The 21,288-nt window shown below is 68.0% G+C and carries 22 protein-coding genes, 1 tRNA gene and 1 pseudogene; 10 read left to right on the forward strand and 14 right to left on the reverse strand.

The features are described from left to right. Positions 1 to 11: 11 nt before the first annotated feature. The 4 genes from ACQP1N_RS33545 to ACQP1N_RS33560 form a co-directional block, all read right to left on the reverse strand. Positions 12 to 866: an NUDIX hydrolase gene (locus ACQP1N_RS33545; RefSeq protein WP_084262724.1), complete on the reverse strand. Its 855-nt coding sequence runs from the start codon at positions 864 to 866 to the stop codon at positions 12 to 14. 48 nt (positions 867 to 914) lie between these two features. Then, the gene (locus tag ACQP1N_RS33550) at positions 915 to 1,376 is read right to left on the reverse strand and encodes a RidA family protein (RefSeq protein WP_067795529.1); all 462 of its coding nucleotides are present in this window, start codon (positions 1,374 to 1,376) and stop codon (positions 915 to 917) included. 75 nt (positions 1,377 to 1,451) lie between these two features. Continuing rightward, complete coding sequence (locus tag ACQP1N_RS33555) at positions 1,452 to 1,610, reverse strand: DUF4177 domain-containing protein (RefSeq protein ID WP_021591512.1); 159 nt, start codon at positions 1,608 to 1,610, stop codon at positions 1,452 to 1,454. A 5-nt stretch (positions 1,611 to 1,615) separates the two neighbouring features. After that, complete coding sequence (locus ACQP1N_RS33560) at positions 1,616 to 2,155, reverse strand: MarR family winged helix-turn-helix transcriptional regulator (protein WP_067795445.1); 540 nt, start codon at positions 2,153 to 2,155, stop codon at positions 1,616 to 1,618. Between the two features lie 83 nt (positions 2,156 to 2,238). On the opposite strand from ACQP1N_RS33560, the gene ACQP1N_RS33565 reads away from it, so the two are divergent. Continuing rightward, on the forward strand, positions 2,239 to 3,459 hold the full coding sequence (locus ACQP1N_RS33565; RefSeq protein WP_433228276.1) for an MFS transporter: 1,221 nt from the start codon (positions 2,239 to 2,241) through the stop codon (positions 3,457 to 3,459). Between the two features lies 1 nt (position 3,460). Here the strand turns inward: ACQP1N_RS33565 and ACQP1N_RS33570 are convergent, their stop codons facing one another. Continuing rightward, complete coding sequence (locus ACQP1N_RS33570) at positions 3,461 to 4,528, reverse strand: slipin family protein (protein ID WP_067795449.1); 1,068 nt, start codon at positions 4,526 to 4,528, stop codon at positions 3,461 to 3,463. Positions 4,529 to 4,770: 242 nt separating this feature from the next. On the opposite strand from ACQP1N_RS33570, the gene ACQP1N_RS33575 reads away from it, so the two are divergent. Continuing rightward, complete coding sequence (locus tag ACQP1N_RS33575) at positions 4,771 to 5,766, forward strand: ArsA-related P-loop ATPase (protein ID WP_084262726.1); 996 nt, start codon at positions 4,771 to 4,773, stop codon at positions 5,764 to 5,766. A 337-nt stretch (positions 5,767 to 6,103) separates the two neighbouring features. Continuing rightward, positions 6,104 to 7,261: an ArsA family ATPase gene (locus ACQP1N_RS33580; RefSeq protein WP_067795455.1), complete on the forward strand. Its 1,158-nt coding sequence runs from the start codon at positions 6,104 to 6,106 to the stop codon at positions 7,259 to 7,261. A gap of 326 nt (positions 7,262 to 7,587) precedes the next feature. On the opposite strand, the gene ACQP1N_RS33585 is transcribed toward ACQP1N_RS33580, so the two are convergent. Beyond that, on the reverse strand, positions 7,588 to 7,899 hold the full coding sequence (locus tag ACQP1N_RS33585; protein WP_067795458.1) for a WhiB family transcriptional regulator: 312 nt from the start codon (positions 7,897 to 7,899) through the stop codon (positions 7,588 to 7,590). A gap of 324 nt (positions 7,900 to 8,223) precedes the next feature. Here ACQP1N_RS33585 and ACQP1N_RS33590 point away from each other — a divergent pair, with 324 nt between their 5' ends. Beyond that, entirely contained in the window at positions 8,224 to 10,515 is a 2,292-nt protein-coding gene (locus ACQP1N_RS33590; RefSeq protein ID WP_131732368.1) for a transglycosylase domain-containing protein, read from the forward strand. Positions 10,516 to 10,548: 33 nt separating this feature from the next. On the opposite strand, the gene ACQP1N_RS33595 is transcribed toward ACQP1N_RS33590, so the two are convergent. Next, complete coding sequence (locus tag ACQP1N_RS33595; protein WP_067795465.1) at positions 10,549 to 11,001, reverse strand: GatB/YqeY domain-containing protein; 453 nt, start codon at positions 10,999 to 11,001, stop codon at positions 10,549 to 10,551. Between the two features lie 94 nt (positions 11,002 to 11,095). On the opposite strand from ACQP1N_RS33595, the gene ACQP1N_RS33600 reads away from it, so the two are divergent. Further along, a complete protein-coding gene (locus ACQP1N_RS33600) occupies positions 11,096 to 11,995 on the forward strand; it encodes a metallophosphoesterase (RefSeq protein ID WP_433228278.1) in 900 nt (299 codons plus the stop codon). Between the two features lie 12 nt (positions 11,996 to 12,007). Here the strand turns inward: ACQP1N_RS33600 and ACQP1N_RS33605 are convergent, their stop codons facing one another. After that, positions 12,008 to 12,355: a MerR family transcriptional regulator gene (locus ACQP1N_RS33605; protein ID WP_433228280.1), complete on the reverse strand. Its 348-nt coding sequence runs from the start codon at positions 12,353 to 12,355 to the stop codon at positions 12,008 to 12,010. A gap of 85 nt (positions 12,356 to 12,440) precedes the next feature. Between ACQP1N_RS33605 and ACQP1N_RS33610 the strand changes: the two genes are divergently transcribed. After that, positions 12,441 to 13,244, forward strand: coding sequence for an aminotransferase class IV family protein (locus ACQP1N_RS33610; RefSeq protein ID WP_433228282.1), 804 nt, complete (start codon positions 12,441 to 12,443; stop codon positions 13,242 to 13,244). A gap of 197 nt (positions 13,245 to 13,441) precedes the next feature. Further along, positions 13,442 to 13,515, forward strand: a tRNA-Pro gene (locus ACQP1N_RS33615). A gap of 207 nt (positions 13,516 to 13,722) precedes the next feature. Here the strand turns inward: ACQP1N_RS33615 and ACQP1N_RS33620 are convergent. Further along, on the reverse strand, positions 13,723 to 13,953 hold the full coding sequence (locus ACQP1N_RS33620; protein ID WP_433228284.1) for a hypothetical protein: 231 nt from the start codon (positions 13,951 to 13,953) through the stop codon (positions 13,723 to 13,725). A gap of 621 nt (positions 13,954 to 14,574) precedes the next feature. On the opposite strand from ACQP1N_RS33620, the gene ACQP1N_RS33625 reads away from it, so the two are divergent. Beyond that, on the forward strand, positions 14,575 to 15,747 hold the full coding sequence (locus ACQP1N_RS33625; protein WP_433228286.1) for a hypothetical protein: 1,173 nt from the start codon (positions 14,575 to 14,577) through the stop codon (positions 15,745 to 15,747). Positions 15,748 to 16,106: 359 nt separating this feature from the next. Here the strand turns inward: ACQP1N_RS33625 and ACQP1N_RS33630 are convergent, their stop codons facing one another. Both ACQP1N_RS33630 and ACQP1N_RS33635 read right to left on the reverse strand, forming a co-directional pair. Then, the gene (locus ACQP1N_RS33630) at positions 16,107 to 16,295 is read right to left on the reverse strand and encodes a hypothetical protein (RefSeq protein ID WP_433228289.1); all 189 of its coding nucleotides are present in this window, start codon (positions 16,293 to 16,295) and stop codon (positions 16,107 to 16,109) included. Positions 16,296 to 16,644: 349 nt separating this feature from the next. Further along, the gene (locus tag ACQP1N_RS33635; protein WP_433228290.1) at positions 16,645 to 16,881 is read right to left on the reverse strand and encodes a hypothetical protein; all 237 of its coding nucleotides are present in this window, start codon (positions 16,879 to 16,881) and stop codon (positions 16,645 to 16,647) included. 97 nt (positions 16,882 to 16,978) lie between these two features. Between ACQP1N_RS33635 and ACQP1N_RS33640 the strand changes: the two genes are divergently transcribed. Together ACQP1N_RS33640 and ACQP1N_RS33645 are read left to right on the forward strand one after the other, a co-directional pair. Then, complete coding sequence (locus ACQP1N_RS33640) at positions 16,979 to 17,788, forward strand: DUF5753 domain-containing protein (RefSeq protein WP_433228292.1); 810 nt, start codon at positions 16,979 to 16,981, stop codon at positions 17,786 to 17,788. Positions 17,789 to 17,910: 122 nt separating this feature from the next. Further along, the gene (locus tag ACQP1N_RS33645; RefSeq protein WP_433232911.1) at positions 17,911 to 18,048 is read left to right on the forward strand and encodes a DUF397 domain-containing protein; all 138 of its coding nucleotides are present in this window, start codon (positions 17,911 to 17,913) and stop codon (positions 18,046 to 18,048) included. 163 nt (positions 18,049 to 18,211) lie between these two features. Here the strand turns inward: ACQP1N_RS33645 and ACQP1N_RS33650 are convergent, their stop codons facing one another. From ACQP1N_RS33650 to ACQP1N_RS33660, 3 genes and pseudogenes are all read right to left on the reverse strand, one after another. Then, positions 18,212 to 18,436 (reverse strand): hypothetical protein, encoded by a 225-nt coding sequence (locus ACQP1N_RS33650; protein ID WP_433228294.1) that lies wholly within the window; start codon positions 18,434 to 18,436, stop codon positions 18,212 to 18,214. A 240-nt stretch (positions 18,437 to 18,676) separates the two neighbouring features. After that, complete coding sequence (locus tag ACQP1N_RS33655; protein WP_433228296.1) at positions 18,677 to 18,802, reverse strand: hypothetical protein; 126 nt, start codon at positions 18,800 to 18,802, stop codon at positions 18,677 to 18,679. A 6-nt stretch (positions 18,803 to 18,808) separates the two neighbouring features. Next, positions 18,809 to 20,248, reverse strand: a pseudogene (locus ACQP1N_RS33660) (DUF2079 domain-containing protein). Between the last annotated feature and the right edge of the window lie 1,040 nt (positions 20,249 to 21,288).

Below are 21,288 nucleotides of genomic sequence, written 5' to 3' on the forward strand. Positions count from 1 at the left end.
CCGGCGCGCGCTCATCCCCGGGGGTAGTGCTGCGCGGCGCCCTCGGGCAGGACGAGGTACGCCTCGCCGTCGATGATCTCCGCCATGGGCTCGTGGACGACGATCTCCCGCCGCGCGGCCAGCACGTCCGCCACGGTGTCGAACTCGGCCAGCTCCGCCAGCGTCGCGATCGTGGGCGGCAGCATCATCCACTCGCCCTTCAGCGCGCGCTCGGCCGCCTCCTCCGGACGCACCCACGCGACCCGGTCGGCCTCGGTGCTGACGTCCCCGGCCCGCTGCCCCTCCGGCATCGCCGCGACGAAGAAGCGCGTGTCGTAGCGCTTCGGCTCGATCGCCGGGGTGATCCAGTGCGCCCACGGACGCAGCAGGTCCGCGCGCAGGACCAGGCCGCGCCGGGCGAGGAAGTCGCCGAACGACTGGGACCGGTCCAGCAGCGCCCGCCGGTCCGCCTCCCACTCCTCGCCGCGGGTGTCGTCCACGACCGTCTCGCCCGTCGGCCCCGCCAGCAGCACGAGCGTCTCCTCGAACGTCTCCCGCACCGCCGCGCACACCAGCTCGCGGGCCAGCGTCTCGTCCGCGTTGAACGCCGCGCCCCACTCGGCGGGCGGCGGGCCCGACCAGGCCGGCGCCGCCTCGCCGTCACGCGGGTCGACCGAGCCGCCCGGGAAGACGTAGGCGCCCGGCGCGAACGCCATCGACCGGACGCGCCGCAGCAGGAACGCCTGCAGCCCGTGCCGGTCGTGATCGCGGAGCACGACGACCGTCGCGGCGTGCCGCGCGGGCACGGGCTCGGCCCGGCCCGCCCGGATGTCCTCGATCCGCTCCCGGAAGCTCGCCGGCAGCTTCAGCCCGTTCACGATGCTCATGACGGCCCATTCGGGCATACCGAATGGCATTCCGTCAAGCCTCGGGAGCTACTGGACCTCGGCGATGAACTCCACCTCGACGGGCACGTCGCTCGGCAGGACGGCGACGCCCACGGCGCTGCGCGCGTGCTTGCCCGCGTCCCCGAACACCTCGACGAGCAGGTCGCTCGCCCCGTTGATCACCTGCGGCTGGCCGGTGAAGCCGGGGGCGCTCGCGACGAAGCCGACGACCTTCACGATCCGCACGATCCGCGACAGCTCACCGACCTCGGCCTTGAGCGCGGCGATGCCGTTCAGCCCGCAGATCCGCGCCTGCCGGGTGGCCTCCTCCACGCTGACCTCGGCGCCGACCTTCCCGGTGACGCCCAGTTCGCCCTTGACCACCGGAACCTGGCCCGCGGTGTAGACGAGCGAGCCCGTCCGCGCGGTCGGGACGTACGACGCGACCGGCGGGACGACGTCCGGAATCTCGATCCCCAGCTCACGCATCCGCTCTTCGGGCGTGCTCATGACCATTCCTCCTCGTTGAGGTACTGCTCCGTTACGACCGGGCTTCGTTGCAACCGGCTTCGTTGCGACCGGCTTCTAGGACTGGACTTCGCGCTTGAAGTAGGCCACGAGGTTCTCCGGGTTCGGACCCGGCAGGACGGTGACGAGTTCCCACCCGTCCTGGCCCCAGTTGTCAAGGATCTGCTTGGTCGCGTGCACCAGCAGCGGAACGGTCGCGTACTCCCACTTCTTCATGGCGTTCACCCTACTGATTGCCCCGTCGGACCGGCTTCGGGCGGGTCGTCCCGCCGCTCCGCGCGGAGCATCACGCGGCGCAGGAGGTCGGACAGGGTGCGGCGTTCGCCCGGGGTGAGGACGCCGAGGAGACGCTCCTCCTCGGCGCCGACGGTGTCCATCGCGTCCCGCCAGGCGGCGCGGCCCGCGTCGGTCATCTCGACGATGACGCGGCGGCGGTCGGTGGGGGACGGCGTGCGGCGGACGTAGCCGTGGCGTTCCAGCGCGTCCAGCCGGCCGGTGATCGAGTTCGGGGGCATGCCGAGGTCGGCGGCGAGCCGGGACGGCGCGGCGGTGCCGTGCCGTCCCGCGAGCGCGTGCAGCGTGTCGAACTCGTGCCACTGCATGCCGGACGCGGTGAGGGACGCCTCGCGGATCTGCTTGAGATGCCGGACGAAGTGCACCATCCGCGTCACGGCGCCCTCCATGTCGGGATCGAGCTCGGGCAGGATCGGCGTCCACCGCGCCACATGATCATCTGCCCGGTCCCGTGCCGTGTCGCCCATACCGCGATGGTAGTCGGCAACGAATAACTCCTTGCCGAATAACTCCTTGCCGAATAGTTCGGTGACGAACTAGATTGCCCGGCATGGCTCACCCACTGCGCAGCCGGGACTTCCGGCTGCTGTTCGGCGCGCGCGTGCTGTCCATGACCGGCGACGCGGCCGTGCCCGCCGCGCTCGCGCTCGCCGTCCTGCGCGCGACCGGCTCCACCGCCGCGCTCGCCCTCGTGCTCGGCTGCGCGATGGTGCCGCGCCTGCTCCTGCTGCCCATCGGCGGCGTCGTCGCCGACCGCCTCGGCACCCGGGGCGTCGCCCTGGCCACCGACCTCGTCAGCGCGGGCGCCCAGCTGTTCGCCGGGCTCGAACTGCTCGGCGGCGAACCGCGGCTGTGGCATCTCGCCGTGACCCAGCTGATCGGCGGGACGGCCGCGGCGTTCCAGGCGCCGACGATCTCGCCCCTGGTCACCGGCACCGTCGAACCGTCCGGGCTGCGGCGGGCCAACGCGCTCATCGGCGCCGCCGGGGGCGCCACCGGCCTCGCCGGGCCCGCCCTCGCCGGGACGTTCGTGCTGACCATCGGCCCCGGCTGGACGTTCCTGCTCGACTCCGCGTCCTTCGCCGCGAGCGCCGTGCTCCTGGCCCTGGCGCGCGTCCGGCACGTCCCGCCGCCGAAGCGCTCGCTGCGCGCGGACCTCGCGGAAGGCTGGTCGGAGGTCCGCTCCCGCGACTGGTACTGGACGAGCCTGATCGCGCACGGCGTCTGGAACGGCGCCTCCGCCGTCCTGCTCACCCTCGGGCCCGTCATCGCCGTCGAACGGCTCGGCGGCGAGGGGACGTGGATCGCCACCGTGCAGACCGGCGCCATCGGGCTGCTCGCCGGGGCGCTGCTCGCCGGGCGCGTCCGTCCCCGCCGTCCCGTCCTGGTCGCGAACGCGGGGCTCACCGCCCTGGCCCTGCCCCTCGCGCTGCTGGCGGTCACCGCGCCCGCGCCCCTGGTCATCGGCTCCTACGGGCTGGCGCTGGCCGGTCTCGGCGTCCTGAACCCGACATGGGAGACCGTCGTGCAGAAGAGCATCCCGCGGCAGGCTCTGGCCCGCGTGACGTCCTACGACTGGCTGCTCTCCCTGGCCGCCGCCCCGCTGGGCTACGCGCTCGCCCCCTGGGCGGCGTCCACGTGGGGCGCCTCCACGCCGCTCATGGTGGCGGCCGTCCTGGTGGGCGCGTCATGCCTGGGCACGGCCGCCGTCCCCGGCGTCCGCCGCCTGACCATGCCGGACACCGCCCACCCGCGGGAGGAGGCGGTGTAGATCAGACGGGCCGGTCCTGGTCGCCCGGCTCCTGGCCGGGCCGGGCACCGGACGCACCGTCGCCGCCCGTGATGCCGCGCTGCTCGCCGGACGGCGCGTCCGAGATCTCCCGCGCGGGCGCCGAACCGTGCTTCGGCTCGTCCAGGCCGATGACCGGCGGGACGTCCTCGACCGGCTCCAGGGTCGAGGGCTGTTCCGCCGCCTTGGCCAGTTCCTCCTCCGCCTTGGCGAGCCGCTCACCGAGGTCGAGCTTGCCGCCCTCGCCTTCCTCGGAGCGTCCGGGACCGCCCGCGGCCCGCTCGAAGAACCGCAGGATCTCGACCGGCAGCGGCATGACCAGCGTGCTGTTCTTCTCGGCGGAGACCTCGACGACCGTCTGCAGCAGGCGCAGCTGGAGGGCCGCCGGATCCTGCGACATGATCTCCGCGGCGGCGGCGAGGCGCTTGGACGCCTGGAACTCGCCGTCCGCGGTGATGATCCGGGCGCGGCGCTCCCGCTCCGCCTCCGCCTGCCGGGCCATCGACCGCTTCATGCCCTCGGGCAGCGAGACGTCCTTGATCTCGACCCGCTCGATCAGGATGCCCCACGGCCCCTCGGTGATCTCGTCGATGATCGCCCGCAGCCGCATGTTGATCTTCTCGCGCTCGCTGAGCAGCTCCTGCATGTCGGCCTGCCCGATCACCGACCGCAGCGACGTCTGCGCCACCTGCGACACCGCGTTGCCGTAGTTGTAGACGTTCACGATCGCCTTCACCGGGTCGATCACCCGGAAGTAGACGACCGCGTCGACGCGGACGCTGACGTTGTCCTGGGTGATGCCCTCCTGGGCCGGCACCCCCATGGTGATCGTCTGCCGGCTGACCTTCTGCATTCGGTCGGCGATCGGCACGATCACCGTCAGGCCGGGTGCGCGCACCGCGCCGGGACGCAGTTGCCCGCCCCGCTGGACCTGGCCGAACCGGAACACGATCCCCTGTTCGTACTGCTGGACGACCCGGACCGACGACGCCAGGGCGATCAGTCCGACCACGACGACGATGAGCAAGATGACGAGGGCCACCGCTTCCATCACGGGCACCTTTCTCGTGTGGACGCCGGGGCCGCAAGCGCCTGGGCTCCGGCAGAACCCTGGACCCTGGAAGATCCAGCCGGAACCGCCCGGGGACGGTTCACGTTTCCCAGCTAACCGCGTGGGCACGCCCGTGTACAACGCCCGCACGAATGATCTTGCGGGAAACCGTGTCAGGGATCACTTGCATAGGGGCCGGAGCCCTCTGAAGTGTTTGCCGAGTGAACGATATGGTCGATTGGGTGAGCGCGAGAGACACCGACTGGGACGGCGTACGCCTCCATGTGGTCACCGGGAAGGGCGGGACGGGCAAGACGACCGTCGCGGCCGCCCTCGCCCTTGCCCTGGCCGCCGGAGGCCGCAAGGTCCTGCTCGTCGAGGTCGAGGGGCGCCAGGGCATCGCCCAGCTCTTCGACTGCCCGCCCCTCCCGTACGAGGAGCGCCGCGTCGCGGTCGCCCCCGACGGCGGGGACGTGTACGCGCTCGCCATCGACACCGAAGAGGCGCTCATCGAGTACCTCGAAATGTTCTACAACCTCAAACGCGCCGGCAAGGCGATGACCAAGCTCGGCATCGTCGACTTCGTCACCACCATCGCCCCCGGCCTGCGCGACGTCATCCTCACCGGCAAGACGTCGGAGGCGGTGCGCCGCAAGAAGAAGGACGGCACGTTCATCTACGACGCCGTCGTGATGGACGCCCCGCCCACCGGCCGCATCACCAAGTTCCTCAACGTGAACGACGAGGTGTCCGGGCTCGCCAAGGTGGGCCCAATCCGCAACCACGCCGACACGGTGATGCAGGTCGTGCGCAGCCCTGAAACCGCTGTGCATTTCGTCACCCTCCTCGAAGAGATGCCCGTCCAGGAGACGATGGACGGAATCCGAGACATCACCGGGGTCGGGCTCCCCGCCGGCGCCGTCATCGTCAACATGGAGCACCAGCCCGTCCTCACCGAGGACGACCTCGCCGCGGCCGCCGCCGGCACCCTGGACACCGACGAGATCATCCGGGGCGTGAAGGCCGCCGGGCTGGAGCACAACGCCGAGTCCATCGCCGCCGAGCTCGCCGCCGAGGCCGGCGACCACGCCCGCCGCACCGCCCTCCAGCGCCGCGAGAAGGAGCGCCTCGACTCCGTCGACCGCCCCCGCTACACCCTCCCGCTGCTCTCGGACGGCATGGACCTCGCGGGCCTCTACGACCTGGCCGCCGCCCTCCGCGCCCAAGGTGCCGCATGACCGCCCCCGCCGACAGCGAACGCGCCGCGCGCACGGCTCCCGCCCAGCACGACAAGGGCTACCGCCCCCACGCGACGGCATACACCGGACGACCGCACTCAGGCCACACCACGTCCCGCAGCGGGACGTTCCTGGGAGTACATGCAGTGATGCGTAGAGAAGCACGGGCTGGGACAGCGACGTTGCAGGGCGTGTCGTGGGTCGCCCTGGCAGAGAAGCACGCCGCCTTCGGCCACGGCACGCCGGACGCTTTCGCGGGTGGACGTACGGTGAAGGGCCGCGCGGCACGGTCCGGTGGCCCTGTGGAGCGATCCCGGCGGAGCACAGAGGTGAACCGATGAGCCCGGCCGGCAAGACCCCTCCCGTCCTCGACGTCGACGCCCTCCTCGACGACCCCCGCACGAAGATCATCGTGTGCTGCGGTTCGGGCGGGGTCGGGAAGACGACCACGGCCGCCGCGCTCGGCGTCCGGGCGGCCGAGCGGGGCCGCGACGTCGTCGTCCTCACCGTGGACCCGGCGCGCCGGCTCGCCCAGTCGATGGGCCTGTCCGAGCTCGACAACAGCCCGCGCAAGATCGAGATCGAGGGCGACGGCGAGCTGCACGCCATGATGCTCGACATGAAGCGCACCTTCGACGAGATCGTCGAGGCGCACGCGGACCCGGACCGGGCGAAGCAGATCCTCGCCAACCCCTTCTACCAGTCGCTGTCGTCCAGCCTGTCGGGCACGCAGGAGTACATGGCGATGGAGAAGCTCGGGCAGCTGCACCGCTCCGGCGCCTGGGACCTGATCATCGTGGACACGCCGCCGTCCCGCAACGCCCTCGACTTCCTGGACGCCCCCGAACGCATGGGCCGTTTCCTCGACGGCCGCTTCATGCGGATCCTCGCCGCCCCGGCCAAGACCGGCGGCCGCTTCGGCGTCAAGGTGATCAGCACCGGGTTCGGCATGTTCACCGGCATCATCAACAAGGTCCTCGGCGTCCAGCTGCTCCGCGACGTGCAGACGTTCGTCGCCGCGTTCGACACGATGTTCGGCGGGTTCCGGGAGCGGGCCGAGAAGACGTTCAAGCTGCTGCAGACCCCCGGGACCGCGTTCCTCGTCGTCGCCGCGCCCGAGCCGGACGCGCTCCGCGAGGCGTCCTACTTCGTCGAACGTCTCGCCGAGGAGCGGATGCCGCTCGCCGGGCTCGTGGTCAACCGCGTCCACGAATCCGCGGCCGACTCGCTGTCGGCCGCCCGCAGCCAGGCCGCCGCCGAGAACCTGGAGGAACGCGGCGAGCACGCGCTGACCGCGGCCCTGCTCCGCCTGCACACCGACCGCATGCAGCTCGCCGCCCGCGAGGAACGCCTCCGCGACCACTTCGCGTCCGCGCACCCGACCGTCCCGGCCACGGTGGTCCCCGCCCAGGCCGAGGACGTCCACGACCTTGAGGGCCTGCGCCAGGTGGGCGAAGACCTGGCCGCCCCCACCGCACCCCCATCCGCCGCATGACCTTCATGGTGGACCGTGCTCGATGATGTACCGGCCACGGAAACACCGGCCGGGCGGATGATCGCCGGGTTCGCCGGGCACGCACTGCCGACGAGTACGGGCCGGGGCAAAGCATTCGGCGGAGGCTGATCGCACCGATCGGCGGGCCGAGGAAGCGGACGCCGCCGGCACGCCGCATTCGCCGCCGGACCGGACGATCAGCGAGACGCGAAAAGCGCGGCGACGGCCCACATCGCGAAAGGCGATGCGGGCCTGTCACCACGCTTCTCATTGAGCCCTGCCGGGCCCTGAACCTCTGCCGGACGAGCCGATCACCCGGCCCGAGATCAGCTGGCGACGAGCTCCTGCTCGTCCACCTCGGCCGACCGCTCGTACTCTTCCTTCGCGGTCTCCAGCAGGTCGCGCCACGACCGCACATCCGGCCGCCGCCGCAGCAGAGCCCGGCGCTCACGCTCGGTCATCCCGCCCCAGACACCGAACTCGATCCGGTTGTCGAGGGCGTCAGCGAGACACTCCGTGCGCACTGGGCAGCCGCGGCAGATGAGCTTGGCCCGGTTCTGCGCCGCTCCCTGCACGAACAGGGCATCGGGATCCGCGTTACGGCAGGCGGCGCGCGCGGTCCAATCCGTGATCCACATCTGGCCCCACTCCCCTAGGGTCTGTGTCGATTTGCGCTCCTTGGCCGGACGGGCGCGGACGTCAGGCCGCCAAACGAAAGCCGTGGGGAAGAACTTACGGAAGCGAGAGACGTTTCAACAGCCCCCGATGGGCCCATTCTCGATATAGCCCACCGGGGCCATACCGCCGGAACGGACTAGTTACCTATCGTTGACGCGCCAGACACGGCGCCGGTTGTCCTGATGAGGGCATAACGGACGAACGTTCCACCCCGGCCGGGGTGGAACGCGGCACGCTGGGGACCTGTCCCTAATGCACTGCTCGTCCCCCGTACCCTAGACCACGTGCGCGTTGCGAATATGGATCGGGGCAAGGCCGCCTCCACACTGTTCAGACTGCTCGGTGCCGGGGTGGTGGCGGGCCTCATCGTCGCCCTCATCGCACTGCCGTCCGTCGGCAGCGCAGGGCTCACCGCTCGCGACGCCGCGAACAACTTCGACGACATGGACAGCCAGCTCAAGACGACACCACCGTCCGAGAAGACGGTGATGTACGACGCGAACGGCAAGCAGATCGCCACGTTCTTCGACAAGTACCGCGAGTCCGTCCGGCTCGACCAGGTGAACCCGATCATGCGGCAGGCCATGATCGACATCGAGGACTCGCGGTTCTACCAGCACGGCGCGCTCGACCTGAAGGGCACCGTCCGCGCACTCGCGTCCAACGTCGAATCCGAGCAGACCCAGGGCGGGTCCACGCTCACGCAGCAGTACGTCAAGAACCTCCTGGTCGACAGCGCCCGGACGCAGGAGGAGTACCGCGACGCCACCGCACCCACGGTCGGCCGCAAGATCCGCGAACTCCGCTTCGCGCTCGACATCGAGCAGCGCATGACCAAGGACCAGATCCTTGAGGGCTACCTCAATATCGCCTACTTCGGTGCAGGCGCGTACGGGGTGCAGGCAGCGGCGAAGCGCTACTTCAGCATTCCCGCGTCCAAACTGAAGCTCGGCCAGGCCGCACTGCTGGCCGGCATCACACAGAACCCGACGGCCTACGACCCCATCCTCAACCCGAAGGACGCCCGGCACCGGCGCGACGTCGTCCTCTACCGGATGGTGCAGCTCGGCCACATCAGCAAGGCGCAGGCCGACGAAGAGGCCGCCAAGCCGATCCGGCTGAACCGCACCGACCCGGTGGGCGGCTGCCAGTCCAGCAAGGCGCCGTACTTCTGCGAGTACGTGAAGTACGACATGCTCAACATCCTGTCGGACGGCAAGTACCGGAAGCTCAAGCCGAAGCAGCAGCAGAACGTCGTCAACGAGCTCAACCGGGGCGGCTACACGATCCGCACCACCCTCGACCTCCAGGACCAGCGCGCCGTCGACAGGGCCCTGCGCCAGACGGTCGCCCCCGGCGGCAACCGCGTCGGCGCCGAGGCGATGGTCGAGCCCGGCACGGGCAAGGTCCGGGCGATGGGCGTGAGCAAGCGGTTCGGCCCGGGCAAGGGCCAGACGACCATCAACCTGGCGGCCGACGCCGCGCACGGCGGCGGCTCCGGCGTGTCGGCGGGCTCGACCTTCAAGGTCTTCACGCTCGCCGCCGCCCTCGACCAGGGCATCCCGGTCAGCACGACGATCAATTCGGGCAACAGCACGACGGTCACCGGGCTCACCACCTGCAAGGGCGACGGAACCGCTCCCTGGAGCCCCGGCAACGCGGACCCGGCCGAGGCGGGCGGTTACAACCTCAAGACCGGCACCTGGCATTCGGTCAACACCTTCTACGCCCAGCTCGAGAAGCGCGTCGGGCTCTGCAACGCGGTCAAGACGGCCGAGAAGTTCGGGATGAAGCGGGCGGACGGCCGCCCCCTGTTCCAGGTGCCCTCGCAGGTCCTCGGCACCAACGAGATCGACATGGTGCACCTCGCCGCCGCGTACGCCGGGTTCGCCGCCCGCGGCAAGTACTGCGCCCCCATCTCGGTGACGGAGGTCATCGACGCCCAGGGCAAGCGGCTGAAGCTCCCCAAGCAGGACTGCCACCAGGCCCTGGACACCGACGTCGCCGACAAGGTGAACTCCATCCTGCAAGGCGTCCTGACCAAGGGCACCGCGCGACGACTCGGCGGCATCGGCAGGCCGGCCGCCGGCAAGACCGGCACCTGTGAAGAGCACTCGTGCGCCGTCTTCGCCGGGCACACCCCCAACCTCGCCGCTGCCGCCGCCTACTGGGACTACCGCGGCCCCTACCGCTACAAGGTCTACGGCGTGTTCGGCGCCGACCAGCCCCTGACGATCTGGTCGCAGAGCCTGCGCGGCGCCCTCGCCGGCAAGCCCGCCCCCGACTTCAACACCCCGTCCCGCGACTTCGGCGACACCACCCGCGTCCCGCAGGTGAAGGGCGCCACGGTCGCCGCCGCCACGGCCAGGCTCCAGGCTGCCGACCTGAAGGTCAAGGTGGCACCCGGGTCCGTCGACTCCGACCAGCCGCGGGGAACGGTCGTATCGACCTCCCCGGACGCCGGCACCGAAGTCCCGCCCGGCACCACCGTCATCCTCTACCTGAGCAGCGGCAAGAAGGGCGACGGGGGCCACGACCAGCCGGGCGGCGGCTGGCCCCCGTGGGGCGGCAACTGACCGCGAAGGGCCCGGCACACGCCGGGCCCTTCCTCATTCCGCGAGCTGCCGCTTGACCTCGGCCGCGACACGCCCGCCCTCGGCACGCCCGGCGACCTTCGGGTTCACGACCTTCATGACCTGCCCCATCGCACGCGGCCCCGCCGCCCCCGTCGCGGCGATCGCGTCCGCCACCAGCGCGGTCAGCTCCTCGTCCGCCAGCTGGGCGGGAAGGTACTCCTCCAGCACCTCGCCCTCGTCCCGCTCCGCCCGCGCCTGCTCCTCGCGTCCCGCGTCACCGAACGCCGTCGCGGCCTCGCGGCGCTTCTTCGCCTCCCGGGTGAGCACCTTGACGACGTCGTCGTCGGACAGCTCACGCGCCCGCTTACCGGCGACCTCCTCGTTCTTCACCGCGGTGAGCGCCATGCGCAGCGTGCGGGTACGCACCTCGTCGCGCGCCTTCATCGCGGACGCGAGGTCGGTCTCCAGCTTCTCCTTCAGGGTCATGCCAACATCATGCCCGTCCCGCACCTTCTGCCTCATCAGGATTACCGCGCGGTGCCCATCTCTGAAAGCATGGACCCCCTGAGAAGGGAGAGCCGTGCGAAAGATCTACGCCGTGCCCCTCGGCCTGCTGGGCGCGGGGGCAGCGACCTTCGGGTACGCCTCGGTGATCGAGCGGAACTGGTTCCGCCTCCGCCGCGTCGACGTGCCGGTGCTGCCGCCCGGCCGTCCCCCGGTGAAGATCCTGCACATCTCCGACGCGCACCTCACGCCCGGACGCTCACGCCTCATCCACTGGCTCCGCTCCCTGGACGCCCTTGAGCCCGACCTCGTCGTCAACACCGGCGACTCCCTCTCCCACCGGGACGCGATCGGCCCCTTCCTCGAAGCCCTCGGCCCCCTCCTCGACCGCCCCGGCGTCTTCGTCTACGGCTCCAACGACCTGTACTCCCCGGTCCTGAAGAACCCGCTCCGCTACGTCTGGCGGACGAGCAAGTCCGACTACGAGCGGCACCGCCGCGAACCCGACCTCCCGTACCGCGAACTCGGCTCGTCCCTCCAGGCCGCCGGCTGGCTCGACCTCAACAACCGCATAGGCCGCCTCAAGGTCGGCGAACTGGACGTCGAGTTCGGCGGCATCGACGACTCCCACATCGACCGCGCCCGCTACGACAAGATCGCGGGCCCCGTCGACCCCCAGGCCGACGTCCACCTCGGCGTCATGCACTCCCCCGAACCGCGCAACCTCGACCGCTTCGCCGCGGACGGCTACGACCTCCTCCTCGCCGGCCACACCCACGGCGGCCAGGTCTGCGTCCCCTTCTACGGCGCCCTCGCCACCAACTGCGGCATCGACCGTCCCCGCGTGAAGGGCCTCCACGAACACCGCGGCTCCTGGCTCCACATCTCCGCCGGCCTCGGCACCTCCCCGAAGGCCCCCATGCGCTTCTGCTGCCCGCCCGAAGCCTCCCTCCTCACCCTCGTCCCCCGCCGGTGAACCGCGCCCGGCTCAGCCGGGCTGAGCCAGGAACCTGGCGAGCGCACCGCGGTTGCGCTGCAGCCCCTCGATGCGCGTGTCCAGGGCCGCCAGCTCCCGGGCCAGGAGATCACGGATGTCCGCGCACCAGTCGAAGCCCGGCCGGTCGTCCCGGGTGCACGGGAGCACTTCGCGGATGACCTCGGTGGACAGGCCGGCGTCCAGCAGGACCCGGATCTTCCGGACGGTGGTCACAGCGTCGGCGTCGTAGTGCCGGTACCCGTTCGGGCCGCGCTCGGCGTCCAGCAGGCCCTGCTCCTCGTAATACCGCAGCAGCCGCGCGCTGACTCCCGTCCGCCGGGACAACTCACCGATCAGCATGCCACCGTCCCATATTGACCTTCTCACCGGTGTGAAGGCCTAACGTCGTCCCGCAAGCGATCATTCCGCACCGCTGGAGACGCGCATGACCTCCTTCCTCGTCCACCGCAACGGCCACCCGGCGACCACCGAGGAGCTCGCACCACTCGCCTTCGCGGGCTACGCCCACTTCACCGCCATGCAGGTGCGCGACGGCAAGATACGCGGCGTCGACCTCCACCTGGAACGGCTGCGGTTCGCCTCACTGAAGCTGTTCGGCCGAGCGATGCCCGACGAACAGGTGCGTTCACTCCTAAGAGCCGCAGTAAAGGCGAGCCCCCCAGATGTGTCGCTGACGATCACCATGTCTCCACCCCAGGGGGAGTTCACCGCGGACGGCTACACCGGAGACCCGGACGTCCTGATCCGCACAGGAGAGCCCGCATCCGGCCCAGCAGGGCCACTGACACTGACCATGGTCGAGTACGAACGCGTCCTGCCCGCCGTGAAGCACGTGGGAGAAGTGGCCAAGACCTACTTCATGCGCCAAGCCGTCCGAGAAGGCTTCGACGACGCCGCCTTCATCGACCGCCAGGGCCGCCTCAGCGAAGCAACGATCTGGAACCTGGCCTTCTGGGACGGCACCACCGTGGTCTGGCCCAAAGCCGACATGCTGACGGGAACCACGATGGGCATCGTCCGCCGCCAACTCGACCGCCTCGGCGTACCCCAACGCACGCAACCCATCACACTCGCCGACCTGCCCACCTTGGCCGGCGCCGTGGTCATGAACTCATGGACGCCAGGCGTCGCCGTCCACCAGATCGGCCCGATCCAACTCCCCGAAGCCCCGCGCTTCCTGGCCCTACTCCACCAGGCCCACCAAGCCGAACCCCTCACCCACTGCTAAGAAGCCGCCCCCGAACGCCCAGACAGGTGCACTCGTCCACGGCACAGCGCCCAGGTAGTCGACCTCCGCAGTCGCTCCCCGGCCCAACCGGGCCGTGACCGCCTTCACAGCCCGTAAATAGGGACGCAGTACCCCTCGGCATCCGCTAAAGTGGTCTAGGCGCCGGAAGCTCGTACGAACTTCCGGGCAGCCGCCACCGGGGTGTAGCGCAGCTTGGCAGCGCGCTTCGTTCGGGACGAAGAGGTCGTGGGTTCAAATCCCGCCACCCCGACAGAAACGCCAGATCAGAGGCCGGATCTCCACCAGGAGACCGGCCTCAAGATCTTTCGCCCGCGATCCGTCCGCGAACTCAACCCCCACCCACGGACACCGTCCGTCCCGGACCAGCACTGAGCCGGACTTGCCCCACCGCCCCCACGTTCAGATCCGCACGCCTCGTCGCCCGCGTCCGAGCGCAGCATACGGCCAAAACTCCGCGTCACCCGACGGACCCGCAAGAGACGGCCCGCTGGTCGACATCGCCGTCCACGGGTTCGTCCTCGACACCCGCAACTACCGCGAGTTCTGCGACCGGCGCTTCGGCCGGTTCCTGGAACACATCCCGGCGATCGAGTTCAAGCACGACGGCTCCGTCGAGCGGACGGCCCCCCATCATCGAGGCCAACGGGTTCGCGATCGACTGGCCGCTGTGGGAGGCCGACTTCGCCAAGTGCACCCCTGCTACAGGGCCTGCTCACATGCCGACCAGCGTCAACGATCGCACCAGCTACTGGGACCACTACGCTGAAGGCGTCACCGACCAATCCCCTGAAGAAGCACTCAAGAACGCCTTCGGCTGGACCCAGTATCCGGGACACGGCCCCGGTGACGAACTTCTCGGCGCCCCCTTACTGCTCTCGAACTCGGCTCAGGACGAGGAAACGCCGTGGCGGCCCTGGCGACCAAGGGCATCACCGCCACCGGCCTGGACATCTCCCCGACCTAACGCGAGAAAGCACGCACCCGCTGGGGGCATCTACGGCGCTGGCCTCACCGGCCCTCAAGTCTGGCTCCACCGCTGGGCCTACGAAGCCGACACCTGGACGACCATCCTCCACACCCACGGCTTCACCAACATGAAAGTCTGGATGGAGTCGGCCCGGCTCTGGGAAACGTCGGCACTCTCATCGCAGAGGCTTACCGCCTGTAATAGGCACGCGCCCGCTCGCGAACCGCGAGGCTGAGTTCCACCTCTACGTCGTGGCATCGATGCGCGGAGTCGGTGCTCTGCGGCCCACAGGGACCATGGACCGATGGGAAACTTTTCCCATATCGGGCATACCATGCCTACATGGATCTATCGGTGATCACACGCGAGGCCGTCCTTGAGGCAATCGCCGAGTGTGATCGGCTCGGACGTGACCGTTTCCTTGAGCACTACGGCTTCGATCCAGCTCGCCGATACTTCCTTCATCACGACGGCGTCCACTACGACTCCAAGGCCATAATCGGGGTGGCTCACCGCTACGTGACCGGCCGACCACTGACCGCCGACCAGTTCTCCGGCGGTCGGCAAACGGTCGGCCAACTCCTCACACGCTTGGGTTTCGAGGTGGTGACCGATGAGCCGGCTCCGCCGCAGCGGCGCCTACTTGAGCTTCTTGGGACGCTGCGCACCGCCGGCACTTCCGATGGGCCCGCGCGGCACCAGCCCATCACCCTCCTCTGGGCGCTGGGCAGGGCTGCACACCACCGTCCACGCCTGGTTTCTTGGCAAGACGCATATCTAGAGCTACGCAGCCTCATGCGCGAGTACGGCCACCCCAACTCCAGACCCACACCCGAATTCCCCATTCTCGCGCTTTCCCGCACAGACCTTTGGGAACTACAAGGTCACGTGGGGGAAATCCCACCGGCACACGGCAACCCGATCACCTGGCTCGAAGAACAGAATCCCTACTGCGGCCTCACCGCGTGGGCATATGAACTCTTCGCGTTTACGGAATCGGCTCGGACAGAGGCCATTGAGATACTCGGCAACCGCTTCTTCGGCGGCAACCTCCCCGAGGGATTGCTAGCAGAAGTCGGCTTGCAGCAGGAAACACGCACTGTCACCTCGCCGTCCCCGGGTGAGAGCCCAGTGGAAGCTTACCTACGCCTCTGCTGGACAGTGGAGGCCGCGGAGGCGCGGGGCGACCATGACCGCACCTCGCATACTACTCGGGAGCAGCCTGTTCGCTCTTCGGCCGCAGTCAAGGCCGTATTGATCCGGAGCGCCGGGCGCTGCGAGAACCCGCTGTGCACCGGCCAACCCAATGACGTGAACAAGAACGGCGATCCCATTCTTGAGGTCGACCACGTCCATGACCGAGCAAAATGGGGTCGCGACCACCCGATCCAAATGATTGCTCTCTGCCCCAACTGCCATGCCATCAAGACAAGAGGGCGAACGGGTGAGCAGCTTAGAGAACTTCTCCTATCGGAGGCCCGAGCGAGACACCATGCTTGGGTTTCCCAAGTTTGACTCCCTGCCATTCACCACTGACATCAGGTAGTGGCGGACAGTGCCGCACAGCCGATAATGGCGTCAGATTTCACCGTTCGCCGGGCACAGGGACGAACGACGTACTCACTGAAAGTCACAACATCACCTCTGGGGCGAGCGCGGCAAGCGTGCTCGTCAGGTGATGGACGGCCAAGACGGCCTAAGAGGGTGTCATGTCGCCGGGGAACTCTGGGGAACCGCCACCGGCCGCATGGCAGGCCGATCAAGGACGCACACCATGGGTGCGGTGCGCGTTCCTTGGTCACAGCAGTTGATCAAGGATCGGGCGGTATGGCCGTCGTCGGCGCAATCGCACTGCCCTAGCTCGTTAGTCCTGGTCAGGACACGGGGTCGGCGTCGAGCTGCTCCAGTTCAGCCCATAGCTCCTCGACCTTGCGGCGGGCAGCGTGTAGAGCTTCCTCGACCGTTCCTTTGAAGAAGCGGTCGTTGAGGGTCTCGCGGATCGACTCCTCGACGATGCCGGCGCACGTGTCGAGCGGGACCCAGGTCATCGGTTCGCGGTCCATGGCCGTCCCTCCACTCTCTCGGTGATCTGAGCGATGAGGGCGTCCGTGGTGGCGGCCTCCAGTAGGCAACCGCCTCGTGGTGTCGGGACGAAGGCCCACCAGTGGCAGGTGCGGAGTCCCCACCAGCAGTGGACGCCGGAGAAGTGCTCTTCGACGTTCGCGATGGTGGACGGCCGCACGGTGGTGGCCGGCTGCCGGTTCGGGGGCTGGGGCGGGCGGTGGAGCGGCGCGGCCGGTGCGCCAGGGGGGACGCTTACCGGACGTACCGCTCTCACCTCCCCCCACGGGACCGCCCTGGGGGCCGCGGTCCCCTCCGGTGGCCGGGCCGCGTCATAGTGCGGTTGTCCCATCACCGGAGTCTCCTTCGCGCGGCGGCCCGTTCGGCCTCAACGCGCAAGGCGTCACGAAGCGCGGCGGCGTCCGAGCGGATCACCGTCGGGTCGATCCCGGCGGCCGGGTCGTGGAGGCTGGCCACCCAGTCGCCCAGCCGCCCGTCCCAGCGAACCGCCCGCCAGATCCGGTGCCCCGTGAAGTCCTGACGCAGCCTGGTGAGTTCATGATCTTCGTTGGGTGTCTGGGCGTTCATGGGCGGGCCTCCGCTTCCGCGTTCGTGAGACAAGGATTGCGGCTCCGCGTTACCTTCGGAAGGTTCGTACAGCAGATACAACAACGGGGAGTCTCAGGTGAGCGCCAGAGAGTTACTGAACCCGGAGAACTCGCTCTGGGATCTCATCGCGGTTCAACTGCGCAGACATCGCGAAGAGCGCAGACTCTCCGGCAGTGCCCTGGGGGTGATACTTGATCTTGATCGATCGAGTGTTTCGCGGCTTGAGTCCGGACAGGTGAAGCTCCTGGAGAAGCACGCGCGCGTCCTCGACCGGGAATGGGACACTCAGGAGCTCTTCAAGGTCCTGGTGCTCTTCGCCAAGGCGGGCCACGACCCGGAGTGGTTCAAGGCGCACTTCGAGATGGAGGTCCGCGCCAGTGAGCTGCGCATATGGGAGCTCGCATGGATTCCAGGGCTGTTTCAAACCGAGGCATACGCGCGGGCAGTCGCGGTCGGAGCTGGACTGCGAGACATCGACGCACGCGTTGCGATCCGGATGAAGCGCCAGGAGAGGCTGTTTCAGGATTCGCCGCCGAATCTTTGGGTCATGCTCGACGAGGGCGTCATCGCACAACCCGTCGGAGGATCGCAGGTCATGCGTGATCAGCTCGCCAGGCTGCTGGAGCTGAACGAACAGCCGAACATCTCCGTGCGGATTGTTCCGCAGCGAGCCGGTGCCCACGTCGGACGAGACGGTTCGTTCAAGATCATGACGGTGGACGGCAACGAGGCGGTGTACGTTGAGGCGAACATCGGCGGACGACTTGCCGTGGATGTCGCGGATGTACGCTTGTACCGAGCCAGCTTCGATCGCATCAGCGATCGAGCCCTCCCGGTGGATGCGTCCGCCGAGTTGATCCAGCAAACGATGGAGAGGTTCAAGTGACTCCCGTCTGGCGTAAGGCCAGCTACAGCGGAAGTGACCCCGCAAAGCAGGACTGCGTGGAGGTTGCGCAGCTCTGGCGTAAGTCGAGCCACAGCGGAAGTTCGTCTGGTCAGAGCGACTGCGTGGAAGTTGCGCAACTCTCCCCCCACATCGGAGTGCGTGACTCCAAGGCCCCCGAGGCTCCCCACCTGGCATTTGGTGCCGCCGACTGGCGCGCGTTCGCCGACCGTGTGAAGCGCGGAGAGCACGACCTGACCTGATCCGTCCCCAGCGTTGTACGAGCCCTCGGCCCAGTGCGGGTCGAGGGCTCGTCGCTGCGCGTCCAGCATCGGCGATGACCCGGGGCGGAGGAGCCCAGACAAGGGGTTCTTCACAAGCACGTGTCCCCTCCGCTGACTCAGCGGAGGGGGCACGTGTGGACAGTCACTCGTCCAGGTAGAGCAGCGTGGTGATGGTCTTCTTCCAGATGTTGCAGTGCGTGGGCGCTTCCTCGAAGACGAGGTCGCACTCGACGGTGGTGACGCGGTCGATGACGCTGGTCGCCGCTTCAGCGGTCCAGGCGTCGGCCCAGCGGCGGGTGTTGGCGGCGAGGTCATCGACGTAGCGCGCGGTCATCTCGTAGAAGGCGCGGACGCCGTGTTCCTTCATGTAGTGCCAGTTGAACTGGAGCGACAGCAGCGCGATGGGGAACGGATACTCGACCAGACCGCGCGGGCTCAGCGTTCAGAGACGTCGTCAGTGTCCAGGCGTGCGGCACTCGTCACTGTGCGTCCAGCTCTGGCGATTGCCTGGGGTGGAGGAGTCCGGATGGCGAAGTCGCCCAGGCAGACTGCCTCGGCGAGTTGGGGACGGCCGAGCCTACGTGCGGGCCGCGCCTACGTGTACGCCCTACGGGGCGATGGGGTCGGTGTATGCCGCATCGACCTCGACCGTGAAGGTGCTCTCGGCGTCGGTGTTGGAGGCGCGGGATTGGCGGCTTCGTGACCGGAAGGCGCGCATGTCCGGGCTCGTCATCAGGGATTAGTTTCGGTGGAACAGCAGGATGCCGTCCTCCTCTTTTACGAGAGTAAGTCCTTCTGAGGGGAGGGCGTTCAACCTGGCTCGTTGTACGGCGGCAGGGGCCGGGACGCCGGCAAGGCGCTTGCTATCGACGATGACCCAGGTGGTGGGGCGCCGATGTACGTCTGCGAAGAGGGTCACACTGCATCGGTCCGTGAGTTGTGCTGCGAGGTAGTTACTGGCGGCAACGGATGAGCCACTGGGTATCTCCCCAAGCAAGTGCCGTGCCGCGATCACGTGCGCCGAAGGTCGGTAAAACCCGGGATCGGTGAAATGCCAGAACGAGAAGAACGGCAGTAATGCGATTCCGGTAGCGATCGCCGCTGCGGGTGCAATACGAGAGTACCGTCGAGATATTGAAAATTGACTTGTTCGCAATATCACCACCGCATCGAGCATTGCCAAGAAGACGATCGGCATCAAGATCGCATTGTAGTGGACCTCGCCGATGCTCCATTGAGGCGATTGCGTTGACATAATCCGGTACGCCACGACGGGCAGGCCGATGACAATAAGGGGCGACCGCAGTGCCGAAAATGCCGTTACCGCCGACAGGCATAGCAAGAGCAGGAGTTTCTGTGGATGCTGGAACAAGCTTGCAGGCGCATCAATGATCGTCCAAAAAATGCTCTGGTGACCTTCATCGCTCACCTGCCCCCAGTAGGGGTACCGGCCTTTACGGTTGAATCAGGGAATCAGCATCGTGACCGTTATCACGAAACCGACGATGCCGATGACGATCACGCCTGCGCCAAGACGGTAGCGTTTCTTTATTACGAGATACAGCCCGACCGCCGCAACAACGAGCCCCAAATCCTCCTTCACGAGAAGCAGAGGGAGGGTCCATGCGACGGCTGCACGCCAGCGCTCTTCGATCAAGCAGGTGACCGCAAACCCCAGAAGTGGCACTGCGAAGGCGACCTCATGGAAGTCAAAAGCGATCGCTCCCTGAATTCCCCAGGAAAGACCGTAGGCCACTGACAGGGCGAGTCCGGTGGGCCGGCCAAGCCTCGCGATGGCCAAATTCGCGACCGGGATCACCGATACCGCGATCAGGAAAGCCTGGGCGACGAGCAGCATTCGCACATCGGGCCATATCCAGTATGGTGGCGCAAGAGTCGCAAGAATCGGATGAAAATGATCTCCAAGAAGGTTCGCGCCAGGTCCTTTGATCGGTACGATCGGCGCATTGAAACGCGAATACTCCTGGACGGCCTGGTCAAAGATGCCGAGATCGTATGCAGCCGAATCTATGCGCGCATGACGAAGTAGCGAAAAAGAGGCATAGATGACCCATAGTCCGGCCATCAAGACAAGGGAATCAACCTGCCCGGCCGAAGAGCGATACAGGGCGCTTGACCGCCTGAAACCTTTTGCTTTTGCAAGGCTCTCCGCCTCCATGCCGGCTCACCTTACTATACAAACGATCTTGGTCGGATGATGCCGCATGGCGGTTCTCTCCTGATGCCGTGAGACCGCGGGGCCGCAGGAACCTCACTGGATTCGAAGTGGCTGGTCATTGAGCTGTTTCCAGCCCGTCCGGCCTGGTGGTAAAGGGTCTTCCGCAGGGTTCGCGAGCCGCGCGGCCGTGGAAGTCGACGGTGTCTGCGAGTCCTCGGCCGCCGGTGATGGCCATGGTTACGTGCAGGACGCCGGCGGCTGCGGCGGACAGGTCTTGGGTGAGGAAAGGTCTGCGGCCAGTGAGGCCAGGGAACAGCCGTCTGGCCGTACGACGGGTCGGCGAGGATCGTCGGTGAAAGACGCGCACCGTGGGGTGCGGTGTGCGTCTTGGTCTCAGCGGTTGTTCAAGGCCCAGGGCGGCGTGACCGTCGGGACTGGTCCCGTTGGCGTACGTGTCCGTCAGGATCAATCTGCGGCCGTGCTCGGCGGGGCCGGCTTCCTGGTCGGGGTGAGCGGGGACGGTGTCCAGCACCGTGAGGCGCGGCTCTCAGTTCAACCCTGATCTGTCCGCTGGGTGCACCGTTGACCGAACGACACAGCGTGCTCGTACCGTACTCGCTGACGATCAACTCGAACACCTCGGCCAGGTCCGTGTCGTCGACCGGGAGCAGGCGGTCCCAGTGGCACCGCACGGTTACGCAGGGGACGTCAACGTGTCACACGTGCCCGTCCCCGCGCCTTTCGGTACTTGCTCCGTCGTCGGCGGCTTTGAGAGGGCGGATGCGCCGTCCATGTCCGGCATGACGGACGGGGTGTCACCACCCGGTGTCCCGAACGACCTTATTGATCAAGGCTCCTCATAACCGTCGTCATCGGCGGTACCGGGTGTGTCTGGAGTGAGCATGGCACCTCAGCATCGCGGTCGTCGAAGGCGGTTGAATCTGCACGCATCATGAGCGTGTTGTGACGTTCAATATCGCTTCCGAGGCTGTTGTCATGTCTTACTCGGAGAGGAGCAGCAACTCGGTTCTACAAAAATG

Origin of the sequence: Actinomadura formosensis, assembly GCF_050948385.1 — a bacterium.
Lineage (GTDB): Bacteria > Actinomycetota > Actinomycetes > Streptosporangiales > Streptosporangiaceae > Spirillospora > Spirillospora formosensis.

What these genes read in the sequence shown, in the direction of transcription:
- ACQP1N_RS33545 (WP_084262724.1), bottom strand. Translation starts at nt 866, where the DNA reads ATGAGCATCGTGAACGGGCTGAAGCTGCCGGCGAGCTTCCGGGAGCGG.
- ACQP1N_RS33550 (WP_067795529.1), bottom strand. Translation starts at nt 1,376, where the DNA reads ATGAGCACGCCCGAAGAGCGGATGCGTGAGCTGGGGATCGAGATTCCG.
- ACQP1N_RS33555 (WP_021591512.1), bottom strand. Translation starts at nt 1,610, where the DNA reads ATGAAGAAGTGGGAGTACGCGACCGTTCCGCTGCTGGTGCACGCGACC.
- ACQP1N_RS33560 (WP_067795445.1), bottom strand. Translation starts at nt 2,155, where the DNA reads ATGGGCGACACGGCACGGGACCGGGCAGATGATCATGTGGCGCGGTGG.
- ACQP1N_RS33565 (WP_433228276.1), top strand. Translation starts at nt 2,239, where the DNA reads ATGGCTCACCCACTGCGCAGCCGGGACTTCCGGCTGCTGTTCGGCGCG.
- ACQP1N_RS33570 (WP_067795449.1), bottom strand. Translation starts at nt 4,528, where the DNA reads ATGGAAGCGGTGGCCCTCGTCATCTTGCTCATCGTCGTCGTGGTCGGA.
- ACQP1N_RS33580 (WP_067795455.1), top strand. Translation starts at nt 6,104, where the DNA reads ATGAGCCCGGCCGGCAAGACCCCTCCCGTCCTCGACGTCGACGCCCTC.
- ACQP1N_RS33585 (WP_067795458.1), bottom strand. Translation starts at nt 7,899, where the DNA reads ATGTGGATCACGGATTGGACCGCGCGCGCCGCCTGCCGTAACGCGGAT.
- ACQP1N_RS33595 (WP_067795465.1), bottom strand. Translation starts at nt 11,001, where the DNA reads ATGACCCTGAAGGAGAAGCTGGAGACCGACCTCGCGTCCGCGATGAAG.
- ACQP1N_RS33605 (WP_433228280.1), bottom strand. Translation starts at nt 12,355, where the DNA reads ATGCTGATCGGTGAGTTGTCCCGGCGGACGGGAGTCAGCGCGCGGCTG.
- ACQP1N_RS33610 (WP_433228282.1), top strand. Translation starts at nt 12,441, where the DNA reads ATGACCTCCTTCCTCGTCCACCGCAACGGCCACCCGGCGACCACCGAG.
- ACQP1N_RS33625 (WP_433228286.1), top strand. Translation starts at nt 14,575, where the DNA reads ATGGATCTATCGGTGATCACACGCGAGGCCGTCCTTGAGGCAATCGCC.
- ACQP1N_RS33630 (WP_433228289.1), bottom strand. Translation starts at nt 16,295, where the DNA reads ATGGACCGCGAACCGATGACCTGGGTCCCGCTCGACACGTGCGCCGGC.
- ACQP1N_RS33635 (WP_433228290.1), bottom strand. Translation starts at nt 16,881, where the DNA reads ATGAACGCCCAGACACCCAACGAAGATCATGAACTCACCAGGCTGCGT.
- ACQP1N_RS33650 (WP_433228294.1), bottom strand. Translation starts at nt 18,436, where the DNA reads ATGAAGGAACACGGCGTCCGCGCCTTCTACGAGATGACCGCGCGCTAC.
- ACQP1N_RS33655 (WP_433228296.1), bottom strand. Translation starts at nt 18,802, where the DNA reads ATGACGAGCCCGGACATGCGCGCCTTCCGGTCACGAAGCCGCCAATCC.